The organism is Mesorhizobium sp. M7A.F.Ca.ET.027.02.1.1, assembly GCF_004022985.1.
Lineage (GTDB): Bacteria > Pseudomonadota > Alphaproteobacteria > Rhizobiales > Rhizobiaceae > Mesorhizobium.
This window is the reverse complement of the sequence record NZ_RZOL01000001.1, coordinates 86,823-108,499: the sequence shown is the minus strand read 5'-3', so window position 1 is coordinate 108,499 and position 21,677 is coordinate 86,823. Positions and strand designations below refer to the sequence as shown.

At 61.5% G+C, this 21,677-nt stretch carries 19 protein-coding genes and 1 pseudogene; 12 read left to right on the top strand and 8 right to left on the bottom strand.

The window, feature by feature from the left end:
- The first annotated feature begins 50 nt into the window (after window positions 1-50).
- Together EN749_RS00515 and EN749_RS00510 are read left to right on the top strand one after the other, a co-directional pair.
- Window positions 51-1,574, top strand: a complete 1,524-nt coding sequence (locus EN749_RS00515) for a DNA polymerase Y family protein (RefSeq protein ID WP_127395389.1) — start codon at window positions 51-53, stop codon at window positions 1,572-1,574.
- Window positions 1,571-4,837 (top strand): error-prone DNA polymerase, encoded by a 3,267-nt coding sequence (locus EN749_RS00510; protein WP_128362383.1) that lies wholly within the window; start codon window positions 1,571-1,573, stop codon window positions 4,835-4,837. The genes EN749_RS00515 and EN749_RS00510 overlap by 4 nt, the downstream gene beginning before the upstream one ends.
- 85 nt (window positions 4,838-4,922) lie before the next feature.
- Here the strand turns inward: EN749_RS00510 and EN749_RS00505 are convergent, their stop codons facing one another.
- From EN749_RS00505 to EN749_RS38495, 5 genes are all read right to left on the bottom strand, one after another.
- The gene (locus EN749_RS00505) at window positions 4,923-5,783 is read right to left on the bottom strand and encodes an alpha/beta hydrolase (RefSeq protein WP_128362388.1); all 861 of its coding nucleotides are present in this window, start codon (window positions 5,781-5,783) and stop codon (window positions 4,923-4,925) included.
- A 141-nt stretch (window positions 5,784-5,924) separates the two neighbouring features.
- Window positions 5,925-6,635, bottom strand: a complete 711-nt coding sequence (locus EN749_RS00500; protein WP_189367265.1) for a hypothetical protein — start codon at window positions 6,633-6,635, stop codon at window positions 5,925-5,927.
- A gap of 5 nt (window positions 6,636-6,640) precedes the next feature.
- A complete protein-coding gene (locus EN749_RS00495; protein ID WP_127395390.1) occupies window positions 6,641-7,234 on the bottom strand; it encodes an SOS response-associated peptidase family protein in 594 nt (197 codons plus the stop codon).
- Window positions 7,235-7,248: 14 nt separating this feature from the next.
- Complete coding sequence (locus tag EN749_RS37510) at window positions 7,249-7,485, bottom strand: hypothetical protein (RefSeq protein WP_127395391.1); 237 nt, start codon at window positions 7,483-7,485, stop codon at window positions 7,249-7,251.
- Entirely contained in the window at window positions 7,412-7,750 is a 339-nt protein-coding gene (locus EN749_RS38495) for a 3-keto-5-aminohexanoate cleavage protein (RefSeq protein WP_245481797.1), read from the bottom strand. The genes EN749_RS37510 and EN749_RS38495 overlap by 74 nt, the downstream gene beginning before the upstream one ends.
- 223 nt (window positions 7,751-7,973) lie before the next feature.
- On the opposite strand from EN749_RS38495, the gene nanR reads away from it, so the two are divergent.
- From nanR to EN749_RS38490, 10 genes and pseudogenes are all read left to right on the top strand, one after another.
- Window positions 7,974-8,681 carry a transcriptional regulator NanR gene (gene nanR / locus EN749_RS00485; protein ID WP_127807863.1) on the top strand — a complete coding sequence of 236 codons (708 nt, stop codon included), beginning with the start codon at window positions 7,974-7,976 and terminating at the stop codon, window positions 8,679-8,681.
- Entirely contained in the window at window positions 8,681-8,986 is a 306-nt protein-coding gene (locus EN749_RS00480) for a putative quinol monooxygenase (RefSeq protein ID WP_127807862.1), read from the top strand. The genes nanR and EN749_RS00480 overlap by 1 nt, the downstream gene beginning before the upstream one ends.
- A gap of 49 nt (window positions 8,987-9,035) precedes the next feature.
- On the top strand, window positions 9,036-9,812 hold the full coding sequence (locus EN749_RS00475; protein ID WP_127807861.1) for an aldolase/citrate lyase family protein: 777 nt from the start codon (window positions 9,036-9,038) through the stop codon (window positions 9,810-9,812).
- Between the two features lie 13 nt (window positions 9,813-9,825).
- The gene (locus EN749_RS00470) at window positions 9,826-10,878 is read left to right on the top strand and encodes an NAD(P)-dependent oxidoreductase (RefSeq protein ID WP_128362381.1); all 1,053 of its coding nucleotides are present in this window, start codon (window positions 9,826-9,828) and stop codon (window positions 10,876-10,878) included.
- Window positions 10,879-10,997: 119 nt separating this feature from the next.
- Complete coding sequence (locus EN749_RS00465) at window positions 10,998-12,653, top strand: extracellular solute-binding protein (protein ID WP_127807859.1); 1,656 nt, start codon at window positions 10,998-11,000, stop codon at window positions 12,651-12,653.
- Window positions 12,654-12,741: 88 nt separating this feature from the next.
- Window positions 12,742-13,683, top strand: coding sequence for a sugar ABC transporter permease (locus EN749_RS00460; RefSeq protein ID WP_127380542.1), 942 nt, complete (start codon window positions 12,742-12,744; stop codon window positions 13,681-13,683).
- A 41-nt stretch (window positions 13,684-13,724) separates the two neighbouring features.
- Window positions 13,725-14,531, top strand: coding sequence for a carbohydrate ABC transporter permease (locus EN749_RS00455; protein WP_245481795.1), 807 nt, complete (start codon window positions 13,725-13,727; stop codon window positions 14,529-14,531).
- Between the two features lie 12 nt (window positions 14,532-14,543).
- Window positions 14,544-15,638, top strand: a complete 1,095-nt coding sequence (gene ugpC / locus EN749_RS00450) for a sn-glycerol-3-phosphate ABC transporter ATP-binding protein UgpC (RefSeq protein ID WP_127807858.1) — start codon at window positions 14,544-14,546, stop codon at window positions 15,636-15,638.
- Entirely contained in the window at window positions 15,635-17,611 is a 1,977-nt protein-coding gene (locus EN749_RS00445; RefSeq protein WP_128362380.1) for a hypothetical protein, read from the top strand. Before ugpC ends, EN749_RS00445 begins: the two co-directional genes overlap by 4 nt.
- A 27-nt stretch (window positions 17,612-17,638) precedes the next feature.
- Window positions 17,639-17,728 (top strand): annotated as a pseudogene (locus tag EN749_RS38490) (SAM-dependent methyltransferase); the annotation flags it as partial.
- A 322-nt stretch (window positions 17,729-18,050) separates the two neighbouring features.
- Here the strand turns inward: EN749_RS38490 and EN749_RS00435 are convergent.
- From EN749_RS00435 to EN749_RS00420, 3 genes are all read right to left on the bottom strand, one after another.
- Window positions 18,051-18,581 carry a GNAT family N-acetyltransferase gene (locus EN749_RS00435; RefSeq protein ID WP_164873703.1) on the bottom strand — a complete coding sequence of 177 codons (531 nt, stop codon included), beginning with the start codon at window positions 18,579-18,581 and terminating at the stop codon, window positions 18,051-18,053.
- Window positions 18,582-19,710: 1,129 nt separating this feature from the next.
- On the bottom strand, window positions 19,711-21,225 hold the full coding sequence (locus EN749_RS00425; protein WP_127395520.1) for a zinc-binding dehydrogenase: 1,515 nt from the start codon (window positions 21,223-21,225) through the stop codon (window positions 19,711-19,713).
- Window positions 21,226-21,234: 9 nt separating this feature from the next.
- Window positions 21,235-21,672, bottom strand: coding sequence for an SRPBCC family protein (locus EN749_RS00420; RefSeq protein WP_127395521.1), 438 nt, complete (start codon window positions 21,670-21,672; stop codon window positions 21,235-21,237).
- Window positions 21,673-21,677: the final 5 nt, after the last annotated feature.

Below are 21,677 nucleotides of genomic sequence, written 5' to 3'. Positions count from 1 at the left end.
GATCCGGTCTCGTGGAGGGGAAACACTCGATATCGAAGTGGAGGCTTGTGATGCAAAGGGTCGTCTCGCTGTTCCTTCCAAGCTGGTCGACCGACCGGCTCAGAAGGAAATTGGGCGACGTCTCGCCGCCACCGGATAAGCCTTTGGTGCTGGTCGGGCGGCACGGTAATCGTCGCCTGGTGACTGCGGTGGATCGCGCGGCAACAGAAGCGGGCCTGCGCGTCGGAATGCCCGCGACGAAGGCACAGGCCCTCGTCCAGGGGCTGGCGGTCATGGATGCCGAACCTGAAGCAGACGCGCAGGCATTGGATCGGTTGGCCCTGTGGGCTTTGCGGCGGTACGCGCCGATTGTCGCAGCAGATCCTCCCGACGGATTGGTGATGGATACCACGGGCGCCGATCATCTTCATGGCGGTGAACGCTTGATGCTCGCAGATATGGTCGAACGTCTCGGCAAGGTCGGCTTCTCGGCGCGCGCAGCCATAGCGGATAGCTGGGGTGCTGCTCATGCCTTTGCGCGATATGTCAGGCAAGCCGTGAGCGTGGTCGCGGTCAACGCAACCTGCGATGCGATCCTTCCTCTGCCCATCGCAGCATTGCGTTTGCCCGATGAGATCGTCAGCGGTCTGCGGGTTTTGGGCTTCGACAGGGTGGGTGAGCTTCTGCAGCAGCCGCGCGCCCCACTGGCGCTGCGCTTCGGGCCGGAACTCGGCCGCCGGCTTGACCAGGCTGCTGGACGTCTCGCCGAGCCGATAGAGCCAGTGCGGCCGGTCGATGTGGTCGAGGTAAGGCGCGCCTTTGGCGAGCCCATCAGTGCGGCCGAGACAATCGCGCGCTATGTCGGCAAGCTTGTTCAGGCGCTGTGTGTCGGGCTGGAGACCAAAGGGTTCGGCGCCCGGCGGCTTGACCTGCTGCTCTACCGCGTCGACAACCGCGTCGAAGCCATTCGCGTCGGCACGGCCTTGCCTGTCCGTGATGTGAAGCGGCTGACGCGGCTGCTCTGCGACAAGATCGAGACGGTCGATCCGGGCTTCGGCATCGAGCTGATGCGGTTGTCCGCGCCCTTGGCAGAATCACTCGCTCCCAGGCAGACCGTTTCGTCGCTGATCGAGCAACGGGATGCAGACATCTCGGATTTGATCGACACACTCGGCAACCGTGTCGGTGAGGAAAAGCTCTATCGGTTTACCCCGGTTGCCAGCGATGTGCCCGAGCGATCTTTCCGGCGTGTAGCCGCTGCATCGGCTGAGACCGGCGACGCATGGCCAGACCATTGGCCGCGTCCGGCTCGCTTGTTTACCGTGCCGGAGCCGATCGAGGCCATTGCGCTGCTACCGGACCATCCGCCGGCGAGCTTCACCTGGAAAGGCATCCGTCGACGGATCAAGCGCGCCGATGGACCTGAGCGGGTTTTCGGCGAATGGTGGAAGCGCGACGCCGAGCTAACTGCCGTGCGCGACTATTTCCAGGTCGAGGACGAAGCCGGCGAGCGGTTCTGGATTTATCGCGCAGGCGATGGCGAGGATGCCGCGACCGGCTCGCATCGCTGGTTCCTGCACGGCATCTTCGGATGAACGCGTGCTATGTCGAGCTGCAATGCACCTCGCATTTTTCCTTTCTGCGGGGCGCGAGTTCCTGTGAGGAACTGTTCGCGCAAGCAGCCAGCATGGGAATGCCCGCCCTTGCCATCTGTGATCGCAACAGTCTGGCCGGCATTGTCCGCGCCCACGAGGCTGCAAAGGCAACCGGCGTCAGGCTGATCGTCGGCTGCCGGCTGGATCTGGTGGAAGAGATTTCCATCCTGGTCTACCCGACCGATCGCCCGGCCTACTCGCGGCTGTGCCGCTTGCTGTCGCTGGGCAAGAAGCGTGGCGGCAAGGCAAAATGCGTGCTTCATTGGGCTGACGTTGTCGCCTATGGCGAGGGCCTCCTTGCAGTGCTCGTGCCCGACCAGGCAGATGACACATGCTCACTCTGGCGGCGCCGGCTGCGCGACGCATTTGGCGATCGCGCCTATATGGCGCTGACGTTGCGGCGCCGTCCCAACGAGGCGCTGCGGCTGCACGATCTGGCCAATCTTGCCGGACAGGCCAACGTGCCAACGGTTGTCACCAATGATGTCCTGTTCCACGAACCGTCACGGCGCATCCTGCAGGACGTCGTCACCTGCATCCGGCACAATGTGACGATCGATGATGCCGGGTTTCGGCGCGAGCGGCACGCCGACCGCTACCTGAAGCGGCCCGATGAAATGGCACGGCTGTTCAGCCGCTATCCCGAAGCGCTAGCGCGGACGATCGAGATCGCCGAGCGCTGCCGGTTCTCATTGGACGAGCTTGCCTATCAATATCCCGAGGAGCGGATGCTGCCGGGTCTGACACCGCAGCAAGCTCTGGAGAAACTCACCTGGGAGGGCGCGACGGAGCGCTTTCCCGAGGGCGTGCCGGACAAGGTCGTTGGCACGCTCAGGCACGAGTTGCAGCTCATTGAGAAGCTGCAATACGCGCCTTTTTTTCTGACGGTCAACTCGATCGTTCGCTTTGCCCGCAGCCAGGGCATTCTCTGCCAGGGCAGGGGATCAGCAGCCAACAGCGCCGTCTGCTATGTGCTCGGCATCACCTCGATCGATCCCGACCGCAATGACCTGCTGTTCGAACGCTTCGTCTCGGAGGAGCGGCGTGAGCCGCCTGACATCGATGTCGACTTCGAGCATGAGCGTCGGGAAATCGTCATGCAATGGGTGTTCGAAACCTATGGCCGCGAACACGCCGCGCTCTGCTCGACGGTCATCCGCTATCGCTCGAAGGGCGCCTTGCGCGATGTCGGCAAGGCGCTTGGACTGCCCGAAGACCTCATCAAGATGCTGTCCTCGCAAGTGTGGGGCTGGTCGGACGAAGGCGTCCAGCCGAAACATGCCGAGGAGCTGAACCTCAATCTCGGCGACCGTCGCCTGCGTCTGGCGCTGGACTTGGCCAGGCAGTTGATCGGCGCGCCGCGGCATTTGTCGCAACATCCGGGCGGCTTCGTCCTGACCCGCGACAGGCTCGACGATCTGGTGCCGATCGAGCCAGCCGCGATGAAGGATCGTCAGGTTATCGAATGGGACAAGGACGACATCGACGCGTTGAAGTTCATGAAGGTGGACGTGCTGGCGCTCGGCATGCTGTCCTGCATGAAGCGCGGTTTCGATCTGCTGGCCGAGCACAAGGGCATCACTCTCGATCTCGCGACGATCCCTGCCGAGGATCCACGCACCTATGCGATGATCCGCAAGGCCGACACGCTCGGCACCTTCCAGATCGAATCCCGCGCCCAGATGTCGATGCTGCCGCGCATCAAACCGCGTACTTTCTACGATCTTGTCATCGAGGTTGCGATTGTTCGGCCAGGTCCGATCCAGGGCGACATGGTCCACCCCTATCTGCGCCGGCGCGAAGGCAAGGAAGACGTCGTCTATCCCAAGCCTGAGCTCGAAAAGGTGCTTGGAAAGACGCTGGGCGTGCCGCTGTTCCAGGAGCAGGCGATGCGGGTGGCGATTGAATGCGCCGGCTTCACGCCAGGCGAAGCGGATCAACTGCGCCGCGCCATGGCGACATTCAAGCACACCGGTGGCGTTTCCAGCTTCGGCGCCAAGCTGATCGGCGGCATGGTGAAGAACGGCTACGAGCGCGAGTTCGCCGAAAAGACCTTCAAGCAGCTCGAAGGCTTTGGCAGCTATGGCTTTCCCGAAAGCCATGCCGCCAGCTTCGCCCTGATCGCCTACGCCTCGTCCTGGATGAAATGCCATCACCCCGATGTCTTCTGCGCCGCTCTTCTCAATGCTCAGCCGATGGGCTTCTACGCGCCGGCGCAGATCGTTCGCGATGCACGTGACCATGGTGTCGAGGTGCGCCCTGTCTGCATCAACGCGTCGCGTTGGGATTGCACGCTCGAGCCCACCGCCGATGACGGTCGGTTCGCTGTCCGGCTTGGTCTGCGCATGGTCCGGGGTCTTGCCAACGCCGATGCTGCGACCATCGTCATCGCACGCGCAGACCAGCCCTTTGCGTCGGTGGATGACCTCTGGCACCGTGCCGGTGTTCCTGCTGCCTCTCTGGTTGAACTCGCCCAGGCTGACGCTTTCCAACCATCCCTATTGCTGGCGAGGCGTGAGGCCCTGTGGGCGATCAAGGCACTGCGCGACGAACCGCTGCCACTGTTTGCCGCGGCCTCCGGCCGCGAGCAGCGGACGGTATCGGAGATCCAGGAGCCCCTTGTCGCGCTGCGTGCGATGACCGCCGGCGGCGAAGTGGTCGAGGACTATGGACATGTTGGACTGACCCTGCGCGACCATCCTGTTTCCTTCCTGCGCGCCGACCTGGGGCGCAAGCGCATCGTCTCGTGTCGTGAGGCCATGCAGGCGCGCGACGGACACTGGCTGGAGGCGGCTGGCCTCGTGCTGGTCCGCCAACGACCTGGCTCGGCCAAGGGCGTCATGTTCATCACGATCGAGGATGAGACCGGCATCGCCAATCTGGTGGTGTGGGTCAAGGTCTTCGAAAAATATCGCCGGGTCGTGCTCGGCGCCGGCATGATTGGCATTTATGGTCGCATCCAAAGGGAAGGCGAGGTGGTCCATCTCATCGCTCATCGGCTGAGCGATCTCTCAGGCGAGCTGGCCTGCGTCGGCGATCGGCAGTCTGCCTTTCCCCTGCCGCATGGGCGCGGCGACGAATTCCATCATGGCAGCCCGACGCCCGATCCGCGCGGCATGCCGAAGGGGCCGAGGCCCCGGAACATTATCGATCCCCATCTGCACATCGACCAGATCAAGGTGAAGACACGGGATTTCAAATAGCGCGGTGCAAGAACGGGTCTGCCGAACAATGGCCGGGTTCGTCGACACGCATGAGCGCTCGCTCAATCGGTGCTTCTGTCATTTCTCAGAGAAAGGCCTTGAACGCTGCTGCGAGAGCGGCGGGATTTTCTTCGGCGACATGGTGCCCGCTCTTGATCCCGTAGCCCCCCACGTCGTCGGCCCAGTGCTTCCAGATGGCAACCGGATCGCCATAAATCTGTTCCAAGTCGTCGTCGAGCGACCAAAGGCAGAGCATCGGACAGCGCACCTTCCTGCCGGCATCTCGATCTTCGCGGTCGTGGCGATGGTCGATCCTTATGCCAGCGCGGTAGTCTTCGACCATGCCATGGACGATGGCTGGATCGTGGATGAATGAAACCAATTCGTCATAGGCATCGTGTCCCATCTCATCTGGCCGCAAGTCACTATACCATGCCATCGGGTCTGCCAGGATGGCCCGTTCCGGCTTCTCGGGTTGAGCAAAGAAGAACCAGTGGTACCAATCGCGGGCAAAGTTCCAGTCGGCCCGTTCCAGATGCTCGATAACTGGCAACCCATCCACGGCAATCAGCTTTCGCACCAGGTCGGGATGGTCCATCGCCATTCTGAAAGCGACCAGACTTCCACGATCATGCCCGGCGACGAAGAAAGCGTGGTGGCCCAACCTTTCCATCACCTCCACCAGCGCCGAAGCCTTTGCCCGCTTGGACGAGAACCTGCTCTCGGGGTCATCGGCCGGTACGTAGGAGCGACCGAAGCCCGGAACGTCGGGGCACACGATACTGAAATCTGCTGACAGCAAGTCCGCGACCTGGCCCCAAGTCATATGCGCGCGAGGATGGCCATGGATCAGAAGCAGAGGCGGCCCAGATCCGCCATGCCGAAGCCTTATCGGCCCGCCCTCGGTTTCCACCATTTCAAGCGGAAGTTTTCGAACATCGGCCATCCTCAGGAAACGGGCTGTTGTCGGCTTTAAGAACTCCTTGAGCATGGAATGGTTCGGGGCAAATCGCGACTGCAAATCGTTTCTCCCGGTTAGCTTTCCCTCAGGGTCCATTCTGGACGCGCGAATGGCTACAAGGCGGATCTAACGGAGCAGGCCCTCGTCGTCGAACGCGTCCCAGCCCTTCAACTTAGGCCGGGGATCGTCATCTCTGGGGTTATTCCCGGAACCGCGAACCTTCTCGCTACCCTTTCCCGCCCGCGTCAGGGCAGCCTTGCCGGCGCCACGTCGCCTGTTCTCCGTAACTTGCTGCGCGTCTTCTTCGCGCCAAAGGCTTGGCAGATCACGATCAAGGATGTCCTCGATGTGCTTGGGATCGAACACGTGGAAGGTGACGGCCTTGGATCGACCGCGCATCTTCACGGTGCGGGTGCCAATGCTTTGCAGCCGTCCGTCTTTCAGCCACTTGTGACGCTCACGCGAAGAAATTGTGAGGATGTCCTCGGCCTCGCGCGGCAGGACCGGGAGTACTTCGATGGTTTCCAGGATCTTGGCGATCTTGTTCGAGGCGGCCTCGAACTCTTCGGCATCGTCTTCGCGCATCCGCAAGGCTATGCGACCAGTCTCGGCTTTGACGTACTTCCTCACCGCCCATGGCAGGCGGGCACGTATTTCACGCTCGATACCTTTCGTGCGCACCGACGAGCCAAGCGTCGCTGATGGCGGAAGTGGCCACTCGGCAATCAGTGACAACGAGGTGCTGACGCTTTGGCGAGAGCCGCGATCCCGAGGGGCCGCAATTGCCGCAGCGATGCCGCCAAGAATCTTCCGTGTTTGCGCAAAACGCACCGGCATCTGAGCTAGTCGCTTCCTTGTCGCACGGTTTCTACCGCCAGCGACCCGGCCGGCAGGGCCTTCAACAGCTCCACCTCGGGTTTCGTGAGGTAGATCCATGCCGCCCAATCGTCCGGGCGCAGAACCACAATCTGGCGATTGTGGATGGGCGCCACGTCCGGGCCGGGTTCCGTCGTCAGCATAGCGAACGTCGGGGGCTTGTTGCCTTCGCCATCGCGCCACAGGCCGGCGATCGCCATGAACGAGGCGCCGTTGAGCGTGAAGCGATGCTTAGCCTTTGGAGACTTCTTTCCGGTGAATTCGAAGAAAGCCGACGCCGGAATAAGGCAGCGCTTGCTGTTGGAGAAGCTCCGTCCTTCCGAGCGGAAGTTGAAGATCGGCCCGCCTTTGGGCCCGGAGGGCGGAAAGGCAAAGGTCATGCGCGTGAGTTCGATCGTGTCGCCGACGGCGCGCATGATCGGGGCGGGATCACTGATGCGGATGTCATCCGCCTGCGGCAAATCCAGTTCCGTTTGCTGGGTGGGAATGTCGAGCGCCAGCAATTGCATCATCCTGCAATATTCGGCCCAGGCGATATGCTGCTCATAGTCGTTGCACACGGCTGCCCACGCTTTCAGTCAGTTGATGACTTATAACAAATAACGCGGCTTGGCTGCGGCGCCACCATCGCGAGATTTTCCGCTATGCCCGAAATCTCGCGATCTGCTTGAGCATCGCGCGGTTTGTCGGTGATGACATCGCCGTGGCTCACAATGATGCGCTCAAGGTCAGGCTCATCAGAGCATCTGCGGAAAGCCGCGCCCAGCGCCTGGCCGTCCTTGACAAAGAACCACTTGGCAACACGCGGCATGCTGGGCCGGTCGACGCCAAAGCCAAGCACACGCGCTATAATGTGGGCGCCAATTTGCGACGGTCTTCACCCTACGGGCTTCCGTCCCTGACGTGAGATCGGCCGCCAATTGGCCCTTGCCGATCCACAGCCAGTCCTCCAGTCCAACGCGTACATTGCCGCCCGGTGCGATCGCCTGGGGTGGCGATCGCAGCGGCTGCGACCGGCGCCCAGCACCGACCAATGGCGATCCTGTTCGAACCGGCGGGTCGGCGGTGCGCTTCATATGCGCCACGTCCTCGGGATGAGTGCCGATGCCACTGTGTGCCGAACACGCTCTGTACGAAGAACGGTGCGTTGACCAGGCCCGCTCGACGGATGGCGAGTGTAGAAATTGCCGATGTGGTAGCACTCGATTTCGAAACGCGTGCCGTTCTCCGCGCAGAAGCCTCGTTGACAGAGGCGCTCTGGGGCCATAGCGTATCTGACTGGTATAACAGGTATGCCACATGATCGGAGTTCTGATCAAACAGCGGAAGCTCTCGGACGAGGTTGCCGCGCATCTAGAGAGGCTGATCCGCAAGGGAGAGCTGGCCGAAGCCGACCGGCTCCCATCCGAACGGGAACTGATGCGGCAGTTCGGGGTTGGGCGCCCTTCAATCCGCGAGGCCCTGCTGCATCTGAGCAAGATGGGCCTTGTCGAGGTGAAATCCGGCGAGCGCGCCCGCGTCACTCGGCCAACTCCCCAATTCGTGATCGACGCCCTCTCGGGGCCGGCGCGGCACATGATTTCGGCGCCGGGCGGGATTCATGACTTCCAGAGCGCGCGTTTGTTTTTCGAAGTCGGGCTTGCCCGCAACGCCGCCATCAATGCCACGCCAGAGGATATCGAAAGCCTCGAGGAGGCGCTCGAAATCAACCGGCAGTCGATCGGGGACCTGACGCGCTTCGAGCGCACCGACGTCGACTTCCACTACGTGCTGGCGGTGATCACCCGCAATCGAATCTTCACAGCTATCCACGCGGCGTTGGCCGAATGGCTGCTCGAACAGCGGCGCACGACTTTGGCCAAAGGTGAAGACCGCAAGGCCTATGAGGCTCATCGCGAAATCTTTGACGCCGTCGCAGCGCGCGATCCAGACGCCTCCGAAGCGGCTATGCGCAGGCATCTGGAATATGTGTCCAGGCGCTATCTGGAAATTGCGGGTGCCAAGTGATGAGGGGCTTCGTGGTCTGGGTCGATTTCCGCCTCAAGCCGGGTGCCCGGGGCAGATTCCGCGAGCTTGTCGACGCCAATGCGACCGCGTCGATGCGCAGCGAAACCGGTTGCCGTCGCTTTGATGTGACGCAGGCGCGCGACGAGCCTGACCGGGTCCTGCTCTACGAGATTTACGACAGCGAAGCGGCATTCGAGCACCACTGCCGTACGGTTCATTTCGACGAATTCAATTCGCAGAGCGCGCCGCTCGTCGACACCAAGCTGGTGACCATCTGCGACCTTGTTCTCGAAGCTTCGTCTTGAAGAACGCGTAAGGGCAATGCGCCCCTTGTGGGCGAAGGGGAGGGAAGTCATGTCGGAACCAAGTCTCAAGGCGTTAGCCTCTCACAGGCGGGTCAAGCTCGGTACGCTTGTCGCCGAATTCGCCACTCCGGGAATTGGTCACATCCTGAAGTCCGCTGGTTGCGATTTCGTCTTTTTCGACATGGAGCATTCGGGATTCAGCTTGGAAACGCTGAAGAGCGCGATCCGCTATTTCGAGGCAGCCGATCTGCCGGTTATGGTGCGCGTGCCGTCGCAGGACTACCATTTCCTTGCCCGCGCGATGGACATGGGTGCTGAAGGGCTGATCGCACCGATGGTGAGTTCGGTCGAACAGGCGCAACACATCATCAAATCCATGAAATACCATCCTGCCGGCGCCCGCGGCGTGGCGCTGCAGATCGCTCACGACCGCTACCGTCCGGGTTCGGTCGCTAACAAATTCGAGGCCGCCAACAAGCGCTCGACGTTCATCTGCCTGATCGAGACCGCGGACGGCGTCAAGAACATCGACGGCATCGCGGGACTGGACGGGGTCGATTGTCTGTGGGTCGGACATTTCGATCTGTCCGTCTCGCTCGGCATTCCGGGCGACTTCGCCCACCCCACTTTCACCGCTGCAATGGCCAAAATCGTTGCAGCCGCCAAGAAGCACAACAAATCGCTTGGACGCCTGGTGCCCAACGTCGCGCAGGGACACGACTTCTACGCACAAGGCTTCGATTTCATTTGTTATTCGGGCGACGTTTGGGTCTTGCACGACGCGATGGCTGACGCGGTTTCCAAAATCCGGGCCGGGTGCCAATAGAGCGGAGGAGACGATGGACAGCGTGAAATTCAGGGTGGCGCTTTCGGGTGATTTCCGTAAGCCGGACGGCTCGCCGATCTATCCAGATTTCGATCTGGAGCCGCTGCGCAATGCGGCGGGCGTCGAGATGGTGTTCCTGGAATCGAACAGTCCGCTTCGCGCCGACCAACTTGAGGATTTCGATGCGCTGATCCTTCTCGCCCATCGCTTCGATTCCACGAGTGTCCCCAGGAGCGGCCGCCTGGCCGTCGTTGCCCGCTTCGGGGTCGGCTACGACACTGTCGATGTTGAGGCCTGCACCGCCGCCGGCATTGCCTTGGTCATCACGCCCGATGGCGTGCGACGGCCCGTCGCCGTATCCGTCATCACCTTCATGCTGGCACTGACCGGCAAACTGCTGACAAAGGACGCGCTCACCCGCAAGGGACCTCATGGCTTCCAGGAGCGCTCGGAACATATGGGCGTCGGGCTCGTCGGGCGTACGCTTGGGTCGCTGGGCATCGGCAACATCGGCGCCGAGGTCTTCCGCTTGGCGAGGCCCTTTGACATGCAATTCATTGCCCATGACCCGTTCGCTGACAAGAGGGTTGCTGCCGACCTGGGCGTCGAACTGGTCGGGCTGGAGGACCTGTTTCGCCGCGCCGACGTGCTGTCGGTGAGTTGCCCGCTGTCGCCGCAGACCCACCACATCGTCAATGCTGAGCGGATCGCCCTGATGAAGCCGACAGCTTACCTGATCAACACCGCGCGCGGCCCGATCGTCGACCAGAAAGCGCTGACACAAGCGCTGCAGGCGCGCCGCATCGCGGGGGCCGGTCTCGACGTGCTCGAGCAGGAGCCTCCCGATGCAGACGATGCGATCCTCAAACTCGACAATGTCATCCTGGCGCCGCACGCGCTTTGCTGGACCGACCAGTGCTTTGCCGGCAACGGTGCCGCCGACGTCAAGGCGGTGATCGAGGTGCAACACGGTCGCGAGCCGCGCGGCGTGGTCAATCGCGAGGTGCTTTCGAGCGAGCTGTGGAAGACCAGGCTGTCGGGGCTCGCGGCCCGCTTCGGAACCTAGGAGGACGCTGATTTTTTGGTGCGCCGCCGCGGCCCCCTTGCGGCGAGTTTACGGGAGGAATGCTCGACCGCCGCGCCCGCGGACGAGTGAGGCAAATGGAAACGGGAGGACCAAGCACTATGAACGATCGTGACAAACGTGACTTTCAGGCAGGTCTCGAAGCAGAGGTCGACGCCTTCATGCGCGGCGAAACTACCCGCCGAACTTTCATAACCCGCTTCGGTCAGATGACCGGCATGTTGGCTGCGTCTGGCCCGATGCTGGGGATGATGACCGATTGGGCGGTGGCGCAGCAGACGCTGGAACTGGCGGACGCCACCTCGCCGCTCGGCCAAGCGCAGGCTGCAGCCCTGAAAGCATCGAAGGAAGGCCCGGCGGACGGTTCCGCCTTTCGCGCGGTGGAGGCCGCCAAGGCGCATTCGGGCGTCACCCTCAACATGACCTACGAGGCTGGCCTGCAGGCACTCGATCCGCGCAATTTCAGTGGGCCGATGTGGGAGCAGCTTACGGGGATGAAGTCGAATGTCGTCGAACTGTCGAACCCGGACCAGTACTCCAAGGCGGTCGCCGAGCACATCGCCGGCTCAGGTGCCTATGACGTCCTCGACGTCTCGCCGGCCTGGACACCATCGCTTGCCGATGGCGGCGTCATCGCACCTCTCGACGACTACATCGCCAAATACATGAACCCGGCAGACCTCGAGGACTATCACCCTCTGTACAAGGCGCTGCCAACCTATAAGGGCAAGATCTGGGGGTTCTTCGACGACGGCGACATGTTCGCTCTCTATTACCGCAAGGACATTTTCGAGGATCCGAAGATGATGGAGGCCTACCAAGCAAAGTTCAACGCCAAGCTTGGACCGCCGAAGACCTGGGAGGAATATGCCCAGATCGCCCAGTTCATCACCGACCAGATGGCGCCAAAGGTCTATGGCGCGGGACACTTCCGCAAGGCGGGCAGCCCCGGCAACCAGTTCGACTTCCTGCAGCAGTACCGCGCCAATGGCGGCAAACTGTTCGGCGACGACATGAAGGCGGGCCTAGTTTCGGACGCCGGCGTCAAGACGCTGACCAACATGCTCGCGGCGAACAAGGCCTCGATCCCCGGCAACAACGAGCTCGACGCCGTCTCCCTGTGGGCAGCCTTCCTGACCGGCAAAGTCGCGATGATCTATTCCTGGCCTCCCAGCGGCCGCATGGCGGCGAATTATTCGCAGTCCGCCACGGCGATCAACTTCATCCCACAGTCTCAGATCGCTGGCAAGGTCGGCTATGCCGTCGTTCCGGGCAATCCGGAACATGCCACCGGCTACAACAAGGCGCTGTCGGCGGACTCGCCCAACCCCGAGGCGGCGTATCTGTTCATGCAATGGATATGCTCGCCACCGGTCTCGCTGGCGCGTTGCATGCTGCCCTATGCGCTACGAGACCCGTACCGCATCTCGCACTTCAAGTCCGAACTCTACGGCGCGCTCTTCCCAAGTGCCAAGGAGTACCTTGCCAATCTCAACAACTCGGCAAATGTTGGTCTGCTCGACCCGATCATGCCAGGGGCGCAGGACTACTTCTTGAGCATCGACCGTATGTGCACGGCGGTGTGGGCTGGTGCGGATCCGAAGGCGTCGCTGGAAACGGCGGCGGCCGAGTGGAACGAGACGACCGACCGACTGGGTGTAGATTCGCAGAAAGGTTTCTACACCGAGTTCCTGAAACTGCCTGGCGCCACCGCCGACAACACGGTGGAAAAACTTGGCATGGCGGTCACCCTCTGAGGGGAGGCAGAGCCTGGAGCAATTGGTGTTGCGGGCGCTTGGCTCGCAACACCTCGCCGAACCGCTAAGCAGCCTTTTGGATACACCGATGCAGCCCACCGCCACGATTCACCGCTTGAAGGCCGCCGGCGCACCGCCCCGGCTATCTGCGTTCGCCCAATGGGCCGACCGCCATTTCAAGTGGCTGCTGGTCGCGCCCGCGGTGCTGCTGATATTGGCGCTGTCGATCTATCCGCTCCTGTTCTCGCTGGTCGTTTCCTTCATCAACTACGACTTCCAGGTGCCGGGCCACGCATTTGTCGGATTGAAGAACTTCGAGCGGGTCGTGTTCGATCCCGTGGCACGTTGGTCACTGTTGCTGACGGCATGGCTGTCGGGCATCAGCGTCGCTATCGAATTCGTGCTCGGTCTCCTGGTGGCGCTGACAATGGTGCGCAGCTTTCCGGGCCGCGGCGTGATCATGTCGATCCTGATCGTGCCGCTGTTCATCAGCCCAGTCATCGTCGGCCAGGCCTGGACGCTGCTTTTGCAGCGGCCTTTCGGACCGACCAATTATATCCTGACGCAATTGTTGGGGCAGGAGGTTACGATCGGCTGGATGACCGAGCGCCCGTGGCTCTATGTCTCGCTCATCATCGCCGATGTCTGGCAGTGGACGCCATTCATGTTCGTCATCCTGCTCGCTGGCCTGACCGCAATTCCTCCCAATCTCTATGAGGCGGCAGAACTCGACGGGGTCAACGCCTGGCAGGTCTTCTGGGCGATCACGCTCCCCCATCTGGGGCCGATGATGCTGCTGGCGCTGACTTTCCGTCTGCTCGACGCCATCCGTATGTTCGATACCATATTCATCATGACAGGCGGCGGCCCGGGAACACAAACGTACACGGCCTCCTATTATCTCTATACCGTCGGCTTCACGCAGTTTCATCTGTCGCAGGCAACGGCCGGAAGTTGGCTGTTCCTGATCTTTACGGCGCTCATCGTGGCGTTGCTGGTACGCCGGCTTTTGAAGGTCGATCCGGTCTGATGGCCGCCGTAGCGCCCGCCCGCCGCAGGAAACGCCGGTCGTTGCCGATCGGGCGAATCCTGCTTTTGGGGTTCTTCCTGGTGTTCGTGCTGTGGCCGCTCTACTGGATGTTCAACACCTCAATCAAGCCCAGCGACGACTACCTCACCGTACCGCCTGTCTGGTTCCCCGCGGAGCCGACGCTTGTCCACTACGAAGCCGCGCTGTTCACCTATCGCGGTCTCGACGGGCTTATCAACAGCCTGATTATTTCGCTTTCGGCCACGGTGCTTTCGGCACTGTTCGGCACGCTGATGGCCTATAGTCTGGCGCGCTACAACACGGGTGGCCGGCATCTGTCCTTCTGGGTGCTGTCGCAGCGCTTCCTGCCACCTATCGGCATCGTCCTACCGGTATTCCTGATCTACCGCGGCGTCGGGCTATACGACACCCATATCGGGCTGATCATAGCCTACACGGTCTTCACGCTGCCGGTGTCCGTTTGGATGATGTTCGCCTATTTCCGCGGCATGCCGAGGTCGATGGAGGAGGCGGCCCTCGTCGATGGCTGCACGCGATGGGAGGCTTTCTGGCGCGTTGCCGTGCCGCTGGCCGCGCCCGGCATCGTCGCGGCGGCTGTCTTCGCCTTCATTGCCTGCTGGACCGAGTTCTTCTTCGCGCTGATTTTGACAAGCCGAACTGCCTTCACGCTGCCAACGGTCTTCCGCGCCTTCATCGGCTTCCAGGGCGCACAATATGGTGAAGCCGCGGCCCTTGCCATCGTCTCCCTCGTGCCATCGATCGCCCTTGGAGTGCTTGCTCAACGACATCTCGTGCGCGGGCTGACGCTCGGCGCCGTTCGCGGATAGGGAAGGGTAGGCATGGCCGAAGTCAGAATCACCGGCTTGCACAAGCGCTACGGCGCCTTCCATGCGGTGCGCGGTATTGACCTCCACATCCGCGACGGCGAGTTCACCGTTCTGGTTGGTCCGTCCGGCTGCGGCAAGAGCACCCTGTTGAGGACCATCGCCGGACTGGAGGAGAGTTCACAAGGCACGATCGAGATCGGCGGCGAGGTGGTCAATGATTTCAGGCCGCGCGACCGCGACGTGGCAATGGTGTTCCAAGATTATGCGCTCTATCCGCATATGAGCGTGGCCAAGAACATTGGCTTCGGCCTCAAGGCTCGCAAGATGCCGAAGCCAGAGGTGGAGATGCGCGTTGCCGAGGCGGCGCGCATGCTTGGCATCACTCCCTTGCTGGGGCGTTTTCCGCGCCAACTGTCCGGTGGCCAGCGCCAGCGCGTCGCCATCGGCCGCGCCATAGTCCGCAACCCCCGCATCTTTTTGTTCGACGAGCCGCTGTCCAATCTCGACGCACAGCTTCGCGACGAAATGCGCGGCGAGATCAAACGCCTTCACCAGGACATTGCCACAACGATGATCTACGTCACCCATGACCAGATCGAAGCAATGACGTTGGCTGATCGCATCGTGCTGATGCGCGACGGGCTGATAGAGCAGCAGGGCGCGCCACTCGAGTTGTTCGAGCGCCCGGCCTCGACCTTCGTCGCTGGGTTCCTGGGTTCGCCGCGGATGAGCTTCCTGCCAGGGACCCTTGCCTTGGAGGGAAGCACCGCCGCCATCCGGCTCGCGGACGCACTGCTGCCTTTAGCGCCCGGCAGGGGGCTGCAGGGCGTCGCAGACGGACAGAAGGTGCTGCTCGGGTTGAGACCGGAGCACCTCACTCGTGCGCACGCTGCCACGCCGGCGCAGGGCACGTTTCGCTATGAGGCAACAATCGACCTGCTGCAGCCGACCGGCTCGCGCAGCTACGCGACATTCCGACTTGCGGGTGCGCCGGTGATGGCGGAGTTGCAGGCGCACGACGTCAGCCGTCCTGGGGAAAAGCTGGCGATCGACATCAACATGAAACGGGCATCGATCTTCGACGCCACGACGGAGCGGGCACTTTGACCTCGACAGCTTCTCTGGCAGTCCGCTTGTGTGGCACCGAACAGCTAGAGGAACCGCTGCGCACACTGCGCGCCGGCTCCTTGTCGCTCGCGTTCGACAATGGGGCGTTGCGTTACATCCGCATTGGGACGATCGAGGTTTTGCGCGGAATCTCGTTCCTTGTACGGGACGAAAACTGGGGAACATGTACCCCCGTTCTCGATGATCTGCGGATCGACGAGAGGCCGGATGCGTTCGCCATTGAATACCGCGGAACATGTGCCGCAACATCGGGCCGCCTGGTTTACCGGGCCCGGATCTCGGGCAGTAGCGATGGCGCACTGTCGTTTGTGGCAGAAGCAGAGCCCGAGACCGACCTTTTGACCAACCGGACCGGCTTCGTCGTGCTGCATCCGATCGCGGCTTTGGCCGGCAAGCCGGTGAGGGTGCTGCATCAGGATGGTCTCGAAAGGCTTTCGCTTTTTCCAGACGTTATTGATCCTGAATGTCCGTTCACTGACGTGCGCGCGTTGTCGCATGAGATCGCGCCTGGGATCTGGGCCACCTGCACCATGGATGGTGATGCCTTTGAGATGGAGGACCAACGCAACTGGTCTGATGCCTCCTATAAGACCTATGTTCGTCCCCTGCGTCGCCCGTGGCCATACAGACTGCCCAAGGGTGAGAAATTCACGCAGGCCGTCCGGCTTCATGTGTCGGGGACGCTTTGTAGAGGGACGTCTGAAAACCCCAACCCACCGATCAACGTGACAATTGGCGGACCGGCCGGCCGGGTGCCTCGCATTGGCGTCGGCGTCGCCGCCGGGGAAGCCAGGCACGCCCTTGAAACCTCCGATCAAATTCGGCAATTGGCTCCGCAGTGGATGGTCTGCCAGGTCGATCTCCGTCTCGGCCACGGTCACGATGAACTTGAACGCTACGCAGCGCTGACCCGGTTGATCGGGGCAAGCGTCGTACTGGAGATCATAACCAGGGGAACGCTGGATCCGTTCGGCGAGTTGAAGCCGGTCGCGGACGCTGTCCGTCGCCTCGGCCTCGCTCCAGAGGCTGTCTGCGTCTTTCCGACGCAGGACATGAAATCGGTACAGCCGGGAGCAACATGGCCGGCGATGCCAAGCTTCCACGAAAACTACTCCGCGGCGCGCCGGGCTTTCCCGGGTGTAACGCTGGGCGGCGGCATGGCCGCGTACTTCACCGAGCTCAATCGCAAGCGCCCGCCACGCGAGGCGCTCGACTACGCGACCTTCACCACCTGTCCAAGCGTGCACGCTGCAGACGATGTGTCGGTGATGGAGACGCTTGAGGCCATTCCCCATCTGATCCGCTCTGCCCGTGCCTTCATGGGCGAACGCTTGCCCCTGCGTGTGGGCCCCAGTCAACTCGGCTGCCGCGAGAACCCTTACGGAGCCTCCACGGCGCAGAACGAAGCGAACGGTCGCGTCTGCCTCACCCGCATCGATCCTCGCCAGCGCGGGCTGTTCAATGCGGCCTGGATCATCGGCTATTTCGCGGCCTGCGCTCGCGAGGGCATCGAAGCCGTCGCCTTCGGTGACTTCACCGGCCCATTTGGTTTCGTCTACAGGAGAGGCAATTTCGCGCAGCCGTGGTTCGACCAACAGGATGGCCCAATGGTGTATCCCGCTTTCCATATCATGGCAGGCCTATCAAAGCTCGGTGGCGCCAGTCTGCTGTCGGTGGGAACTTCCGGAATTGACAGCATCGCGGCGATCGCCGCCGAAAAAGACGGGAGCACGACGCTTTGGCTTTCTAACCTTACTGCCAAGAGGCAATCCGTGCGGCTTTCGGGTATGCCGGTCGGCGCGCGCATTTGTCTTCTTTCTGCCGACCATTTCGAGCGGGCGGCCGCCGATCCGAACTTCATGGGAGGGTTCGGACGACAGTTGGATGAGCAATTAATTCTGGACGCCTACGCCGTGGCGCGGGTCGATCTGCACGGTTCGTGTTCGATTTAGCCCCGCGTAGGTGGATTGAGGCGTTGATCGCCCGACGCTTCGCAGCCGAAACCGCTGAAGCCGGGCTCGGCCAAGGTTTCGCTGAAGACTATACTGGAAAGTCCGGAAGGGCGCTGATCCACATTACTAAATAGCTGCTAAAAACAAAGTAGCATAACATGGATACTGGTACGTCTGGAATTATCTGGCATTTCACGGGTTTACCACTCCGGAATTATGGGATCGCTTGTGGAAGAACCGGTCGACCGGCCGTGGAACGATTTTTTGCCCATCGGTCAATCTGACGCCAGGCGGCCACCAGGGCGCCGGTCCGACTTTCTGCGACGCACGAAACGGACACGAGTAGCGGCAAAACGAACGGGCTCCGCGAAGTGCACCTGTAGCCCTTTTGTTCGGATAGCTGGTAACGGGGTCAAAAGGGGGTTGGCTACTGCGCCATTCAGTAGGTCGGCACGTCCGGACGAGACTGGGGCAAGGCAATCTCTCCAGGGCGTACCATCACATAATCCTCGAAATGATAAGGGCCCATCTGTACAGGCTCCAAGCTCTCGACGGTGAAGCCTTGCGACTTGTAGAACGCGATGGCTGTCTCATTGCGATCGCTTACGTAGAGGGCCTGCGGGTGCTGCCTCCCGTAATGGTCTCTGATCGTCGCGATAAGCTGCTTTCCCAGCCCCATGCCCCGAACGGACGGCAGCAGGTAAAGCTTTTTGATCCACAGCCGCCCGTCTTTCAAGTAGGCCGACGCATAGCCAATATCTTTCCCATCAACCGAGGCGATCCAGTACAGGTGGCCTCGCTCGCGCATGTCCGCGCCAAGCGTGTTAAGCGAATACATGTCCGCTACCATTGGTGGGATCAGGTCGGCGCCGATCAACGGCGCATAGTGCGCTGGCCAGATGATCAGAGCCAGATCCCGGACCCGGTTCAGACCTGCCGCGTCGATCTGTGCAATATCGGCGTTCGCCACGTGCCCAACCCCTGTGAAATCCATTGCCCCGGCTGAACATTACGCAATGCAAACGCGTTCGCAAGGCAGTGTTCATAGAGGGCGGCCGGCGCCAAGGGTTGGGAGTTATGGGTCTCGACGCCGGCCAAGCGGACGCTCAGGCCCGCCGCCTATCCTAAATGGCCGATTCCTGGGCGTGCCGTTATGGTGCGATCGCGGCAGGGAACCCCGTTGACCAATGCTTGCGCCACTCCAATTCCCGCAGACGATCAAGCCTACAGAATTCGCTGATTGTCCTAGTTTAATTCTCCGGCCGGGGCGCTCAGCGAGAGCGAATGCCTGCAGGTTCCTGACGACGGTTTCCTGATCCGCATTGGCATAATCGAGTAGAACGCCGCTCTGGCGATATCCTTGTTGGCCGTTTTGGGATGCTCTTTCGAGCAGCCTTGAAGAGTGCTTGGGCGACATCTCCGGCGTGACCATCTCGTAAGGGTTTCGCTAATCGCACGCGTCTCACTCGCCTTCAAGACAAGTTCCTCTGCCCAGGCGCGCTGCCACCACATCAATGACCAATGCTTTGAGCCAACAAATATAGGTCTCAATATGTGAAAAGCCCCACCGGCAGGGAGCTGAGGGGGCTTGCCCTAGGAGGAGGTCGCGCTTTGGCGTTCATGCTCACCACCGGAAAGTTACGACGACAATGTGGCAACGGATGTCTGTTTCGGGCGCGGTTCGGCGAAATTTCCGCCAGCGTCCCGGATTCTCGCGGCGGTCCGGGCTCTTCTCGCGCGGCTTCTCACACTTCGCGCGCTATCGAACCGCAAGTCCAAGCACCTGGCTGGGCGCTCGGGACGGCCCAGCACGAGCGCTCAGGAAACTCTCGTTGCATTCCTGCTGGGCGCTGCGGCCGGTGCTGTTGCGGTCGCCGATGATGAGCTGCGGCATACCTTCATCACCTGGTTGCGCGTCAATGTGAAATACCGATTTTCACTCTGTTGGGGCCTCGACGCTTTTTTGCTGGCCGGAGCGCTGACTAGAAGGAGAGGTGAACGGCGGCCTTGCGCCTAATAAAGGTCGTCAAAGCCCAACTCGACGTTCGTCAGAAGCGGACCTTGAGAGCGCCTGCAGAAGGCACCGGGGGGCAGTACTATCACACCCTCAGCACAAGTGCCCCGGTTGTCCTCCTAGCCTCGAGGTCGCGATGAGCGTCGGCAGCCCGTGCCAGATCATATTGCCTGGGCGCGCCGATCTTGATCACACCTTGGCGCAAGGCTGCGAAAAACCGGTTGATGTGAGGACCAAGCTTTTCGGGGCTGTCCGTGTAATGGGCGTAGTTCGGACGGGAAATGGTGATCGACTTCGAAGAGAACCTACCGATGTCCCAATTTCCCACAGGTCCCGAGGCCTGACCGAAACTGACGAGATGGCCACGGATACCCAATGCGGCCAACGATCCACCGAACGTGTCATTGCCGACGGCGTCATAGGCGACATCTGCGCCCTTGCCTTCGGTCAAACGCATGACGGCCTCGGCGAAATTCTCTCTGGAGTAGACGATCACGTGATGGGCGCCGAGGCGTTCCACGATCCGGGCCTTGTCGTCGCTCGAGACGGTGGCGATCACCGTCGCGCCGAGATGGCGTGCCCATTGCATCAGCAACTGGCCGACCCCGCCAGCTGCCGCATGGATGAGCACGAAGGACCCGGGCTTCACGGGATAGACGTCGTGGAGCAGGAAGCTCGCGGTAATGCCTTTCAACAGACCTGCCGCGGCAGTTGCATCGGCAATATCGTCCGACAAGTGAACCAAAAGGTCCGGTGCCATGTTGCGTCGTTCGCAGTATGAGCCGACCGGCGGGCATGCGTAAGCAATCCGGTCGCCGACTGAAAAGCCCGAAACTTCGGGGCCGACCGCTGCAATGACGCCTGCGGCTTCCATGCCTGGAACGGCTGGCGGCTGCAGGAGATCGAAATAGCCGGTCCTGCAATAGACGTCGATGAAGTTGACCCCAATGAATGTGTGACGGATCTGGACCTCGCCACGCGATGGCGGCGCCAAGCCGATCTCCGCAAGCCGCAGAACCTCCGGTCCTCCGTGGCGCTCGACGAGGATCGCTTTGGTCCGTGTGCCCTGGGCGCTGGCTCCAGGTGGCTCCAGCTGGCGCCTCTCGGGGATCAACTCCGGCACTGGTTGCTGTGACCTAGCCTGGGTTGGGTCGCCAATAGGCCTTCCGTTCAAGAGCCGGCGGACCGCCTCAAAACCGGCGAGGTAGATGCCTTCAGTAACCAGCTTGACGAGTTCATCACGGCGATGCGCTGGCGGATGAAACTCTGATGACCATTCCCAGAAGGTGGCGTTGCCGTCCGTTACCGGCTTCAGCCGGATCGACGCGACATACCCCATCAAGGGCAACGGCGCTTCCAGCAGGCAGTAGCTCAGCCGTCGATCCTTGTCGGACAATGCCAGGAGTTGTTCGCGCAGTTCGCTGCCATCCGCAAGCCGGAAATGGCGCACGGCGCCGATCGCATCGGCCGCATCACCGCCCTCGATCTCGCTGAAGGAAATTGCCGGATGCCAGCGCTCATGCCCGTTAAAATCGCGCAGAACAGACCAGACGTCCTGGACAGGCGCGTTGATGATCGTGCTCTGGCAAACCTTGACCATTCGTCGATGTCAGCGCGCGAAGCGCTGTTTGAGCGCCGTGAAGGCGCTCTGGAATACGCCCGTGCCGATCTGCTGCATCAATACGCTTTCACGCTCGGGTGCACAGTCGAACTCGGCCTGCCATTCGGCGAACGTCATGTTGCCGTCGGTGACAGGGGTCAGGGAGAGTGTGGCTATGTAGTTCTCGATTCCCATAGGGCTTTCCAGCATCGCATAGCTGCAGGATAGGTCGTAGTCAGACAGAGCCAGCAGTTTCTCCCTGATCCGGCCGCCGTCCTTCAGCGTGAAATTGCGAATGCAGCCGATCTGGTCCGGATGCGCGTTCTGTTCGATGCGGCTCTCCGCTACGAACGGCGTCCAGCTTGGCAAGCCATTGAAGCTTCGGACAAGTTTCCAGACTTCCACAGCTGGCGCATTGATCGTCGACGACACATAGATCTTCGGCATTGGGT

Coding starts and splice junctions, on each gene's coding strand:
- EN749_RS00515 (WP_127395389.1), top strand. CDS start 51: ATGCAAAGGGTCGTCTCGCTGTTCCTTCCAAGCTGGTCGACCGACCGG.
- EN749_RS00510 (WP_128362383.1), top strand. CDS start 1,571: ATGAACGCGTGCTATGTCGAGCTGCAATGCACCTCGCATTTTTCCTTT.
- EN749_RS00505 (WP_128362388.1), bottom strand. CDS start 5,783: ATGGCCGATGTTCGAAAACTTCCGCTTGAAATGGTGGAAACCGAGGGC.
- EN749_RS00500 (WP_189367265.1), bottom strand. CDS start 6,635: ATGCCGGTGCGTTTTGCGCAAACACGGAAGATTCTTGGCGGCATCGCT.
- EN749_RS37510 (WP_127395391.1), bottom strand. CDS start 7,485: ATGCCGCGTGTTGCCAAGTGGTTCTTTGTCAAGGACGGCCAGGCGCTG.
- EN749_RS38495 (WP_245481797.1), bottom strand. CDS start 7,750: ATGAAGCGCACCGCCGACCCGCCGGTTCGAACAGGATCGCCATTGGTC.
- nanR (WP_127807863.1), top strand. CDS start 7,974: ATGATCGGAGTTCTGATCAAACAGCGGAAGCTCTCGGACGAGGTTGCC.
- EN749_RS00480 (WP_127807862.1), top strand. CDS start 8,681: ATGAGGGGCTTCGTGGTCTGGGTCGATTTCCGCCTCAAGCCGGGTGCC.
- EN749_RS00475 (WP_127807861.1), top strand. CDS start 9,036: ATGTCGGAACCAAGTCTCAAGGCGTTAGCCTCTCACAGGCGGGTCAAG.
- EN749_RS00470 (WP_128362381.1), top strand. CDS start 9,826: ATGGACAGCGTGAAATTCAGGGTGGCGCTTTCGGGTGATTTCCGTAAG.
- EN749_RS00465 (WP_127807859.1), top strand. CDS start 10,998: ATGAACGATCGTGACAAACGTGACTTTCAGGCAGGTCTCGAAGCAGAG.
- EN749_RS00460 (WP_127380542.1), top strand. CDS start 12,742: ATGCAGCCCACCGCCACGATTCACCGCTTGAAGGCCGCCGGCGCACCG.
- ugpC (WP_127807858.1), top strand. CDS start 14,544: ATGGCCGAAGTCAGAATCACCGGCTTGCACAAGCGCTACGGCGCCTTC.
- EN749_RS00425 (WP_127395520.1), bottom strand. CDS start 21,225: ATGGTCAAGGTTTGCCAGAGCACGATCATCAACGCGCCTGTCCAGGAC.
- EN749_RS00420 (WP_127395521.1), bottom strand. CDS start 21,672: ATGCCGAAGATCTATGTGTCGTCGACGATCAATGCGCCAGCTGTGGAA.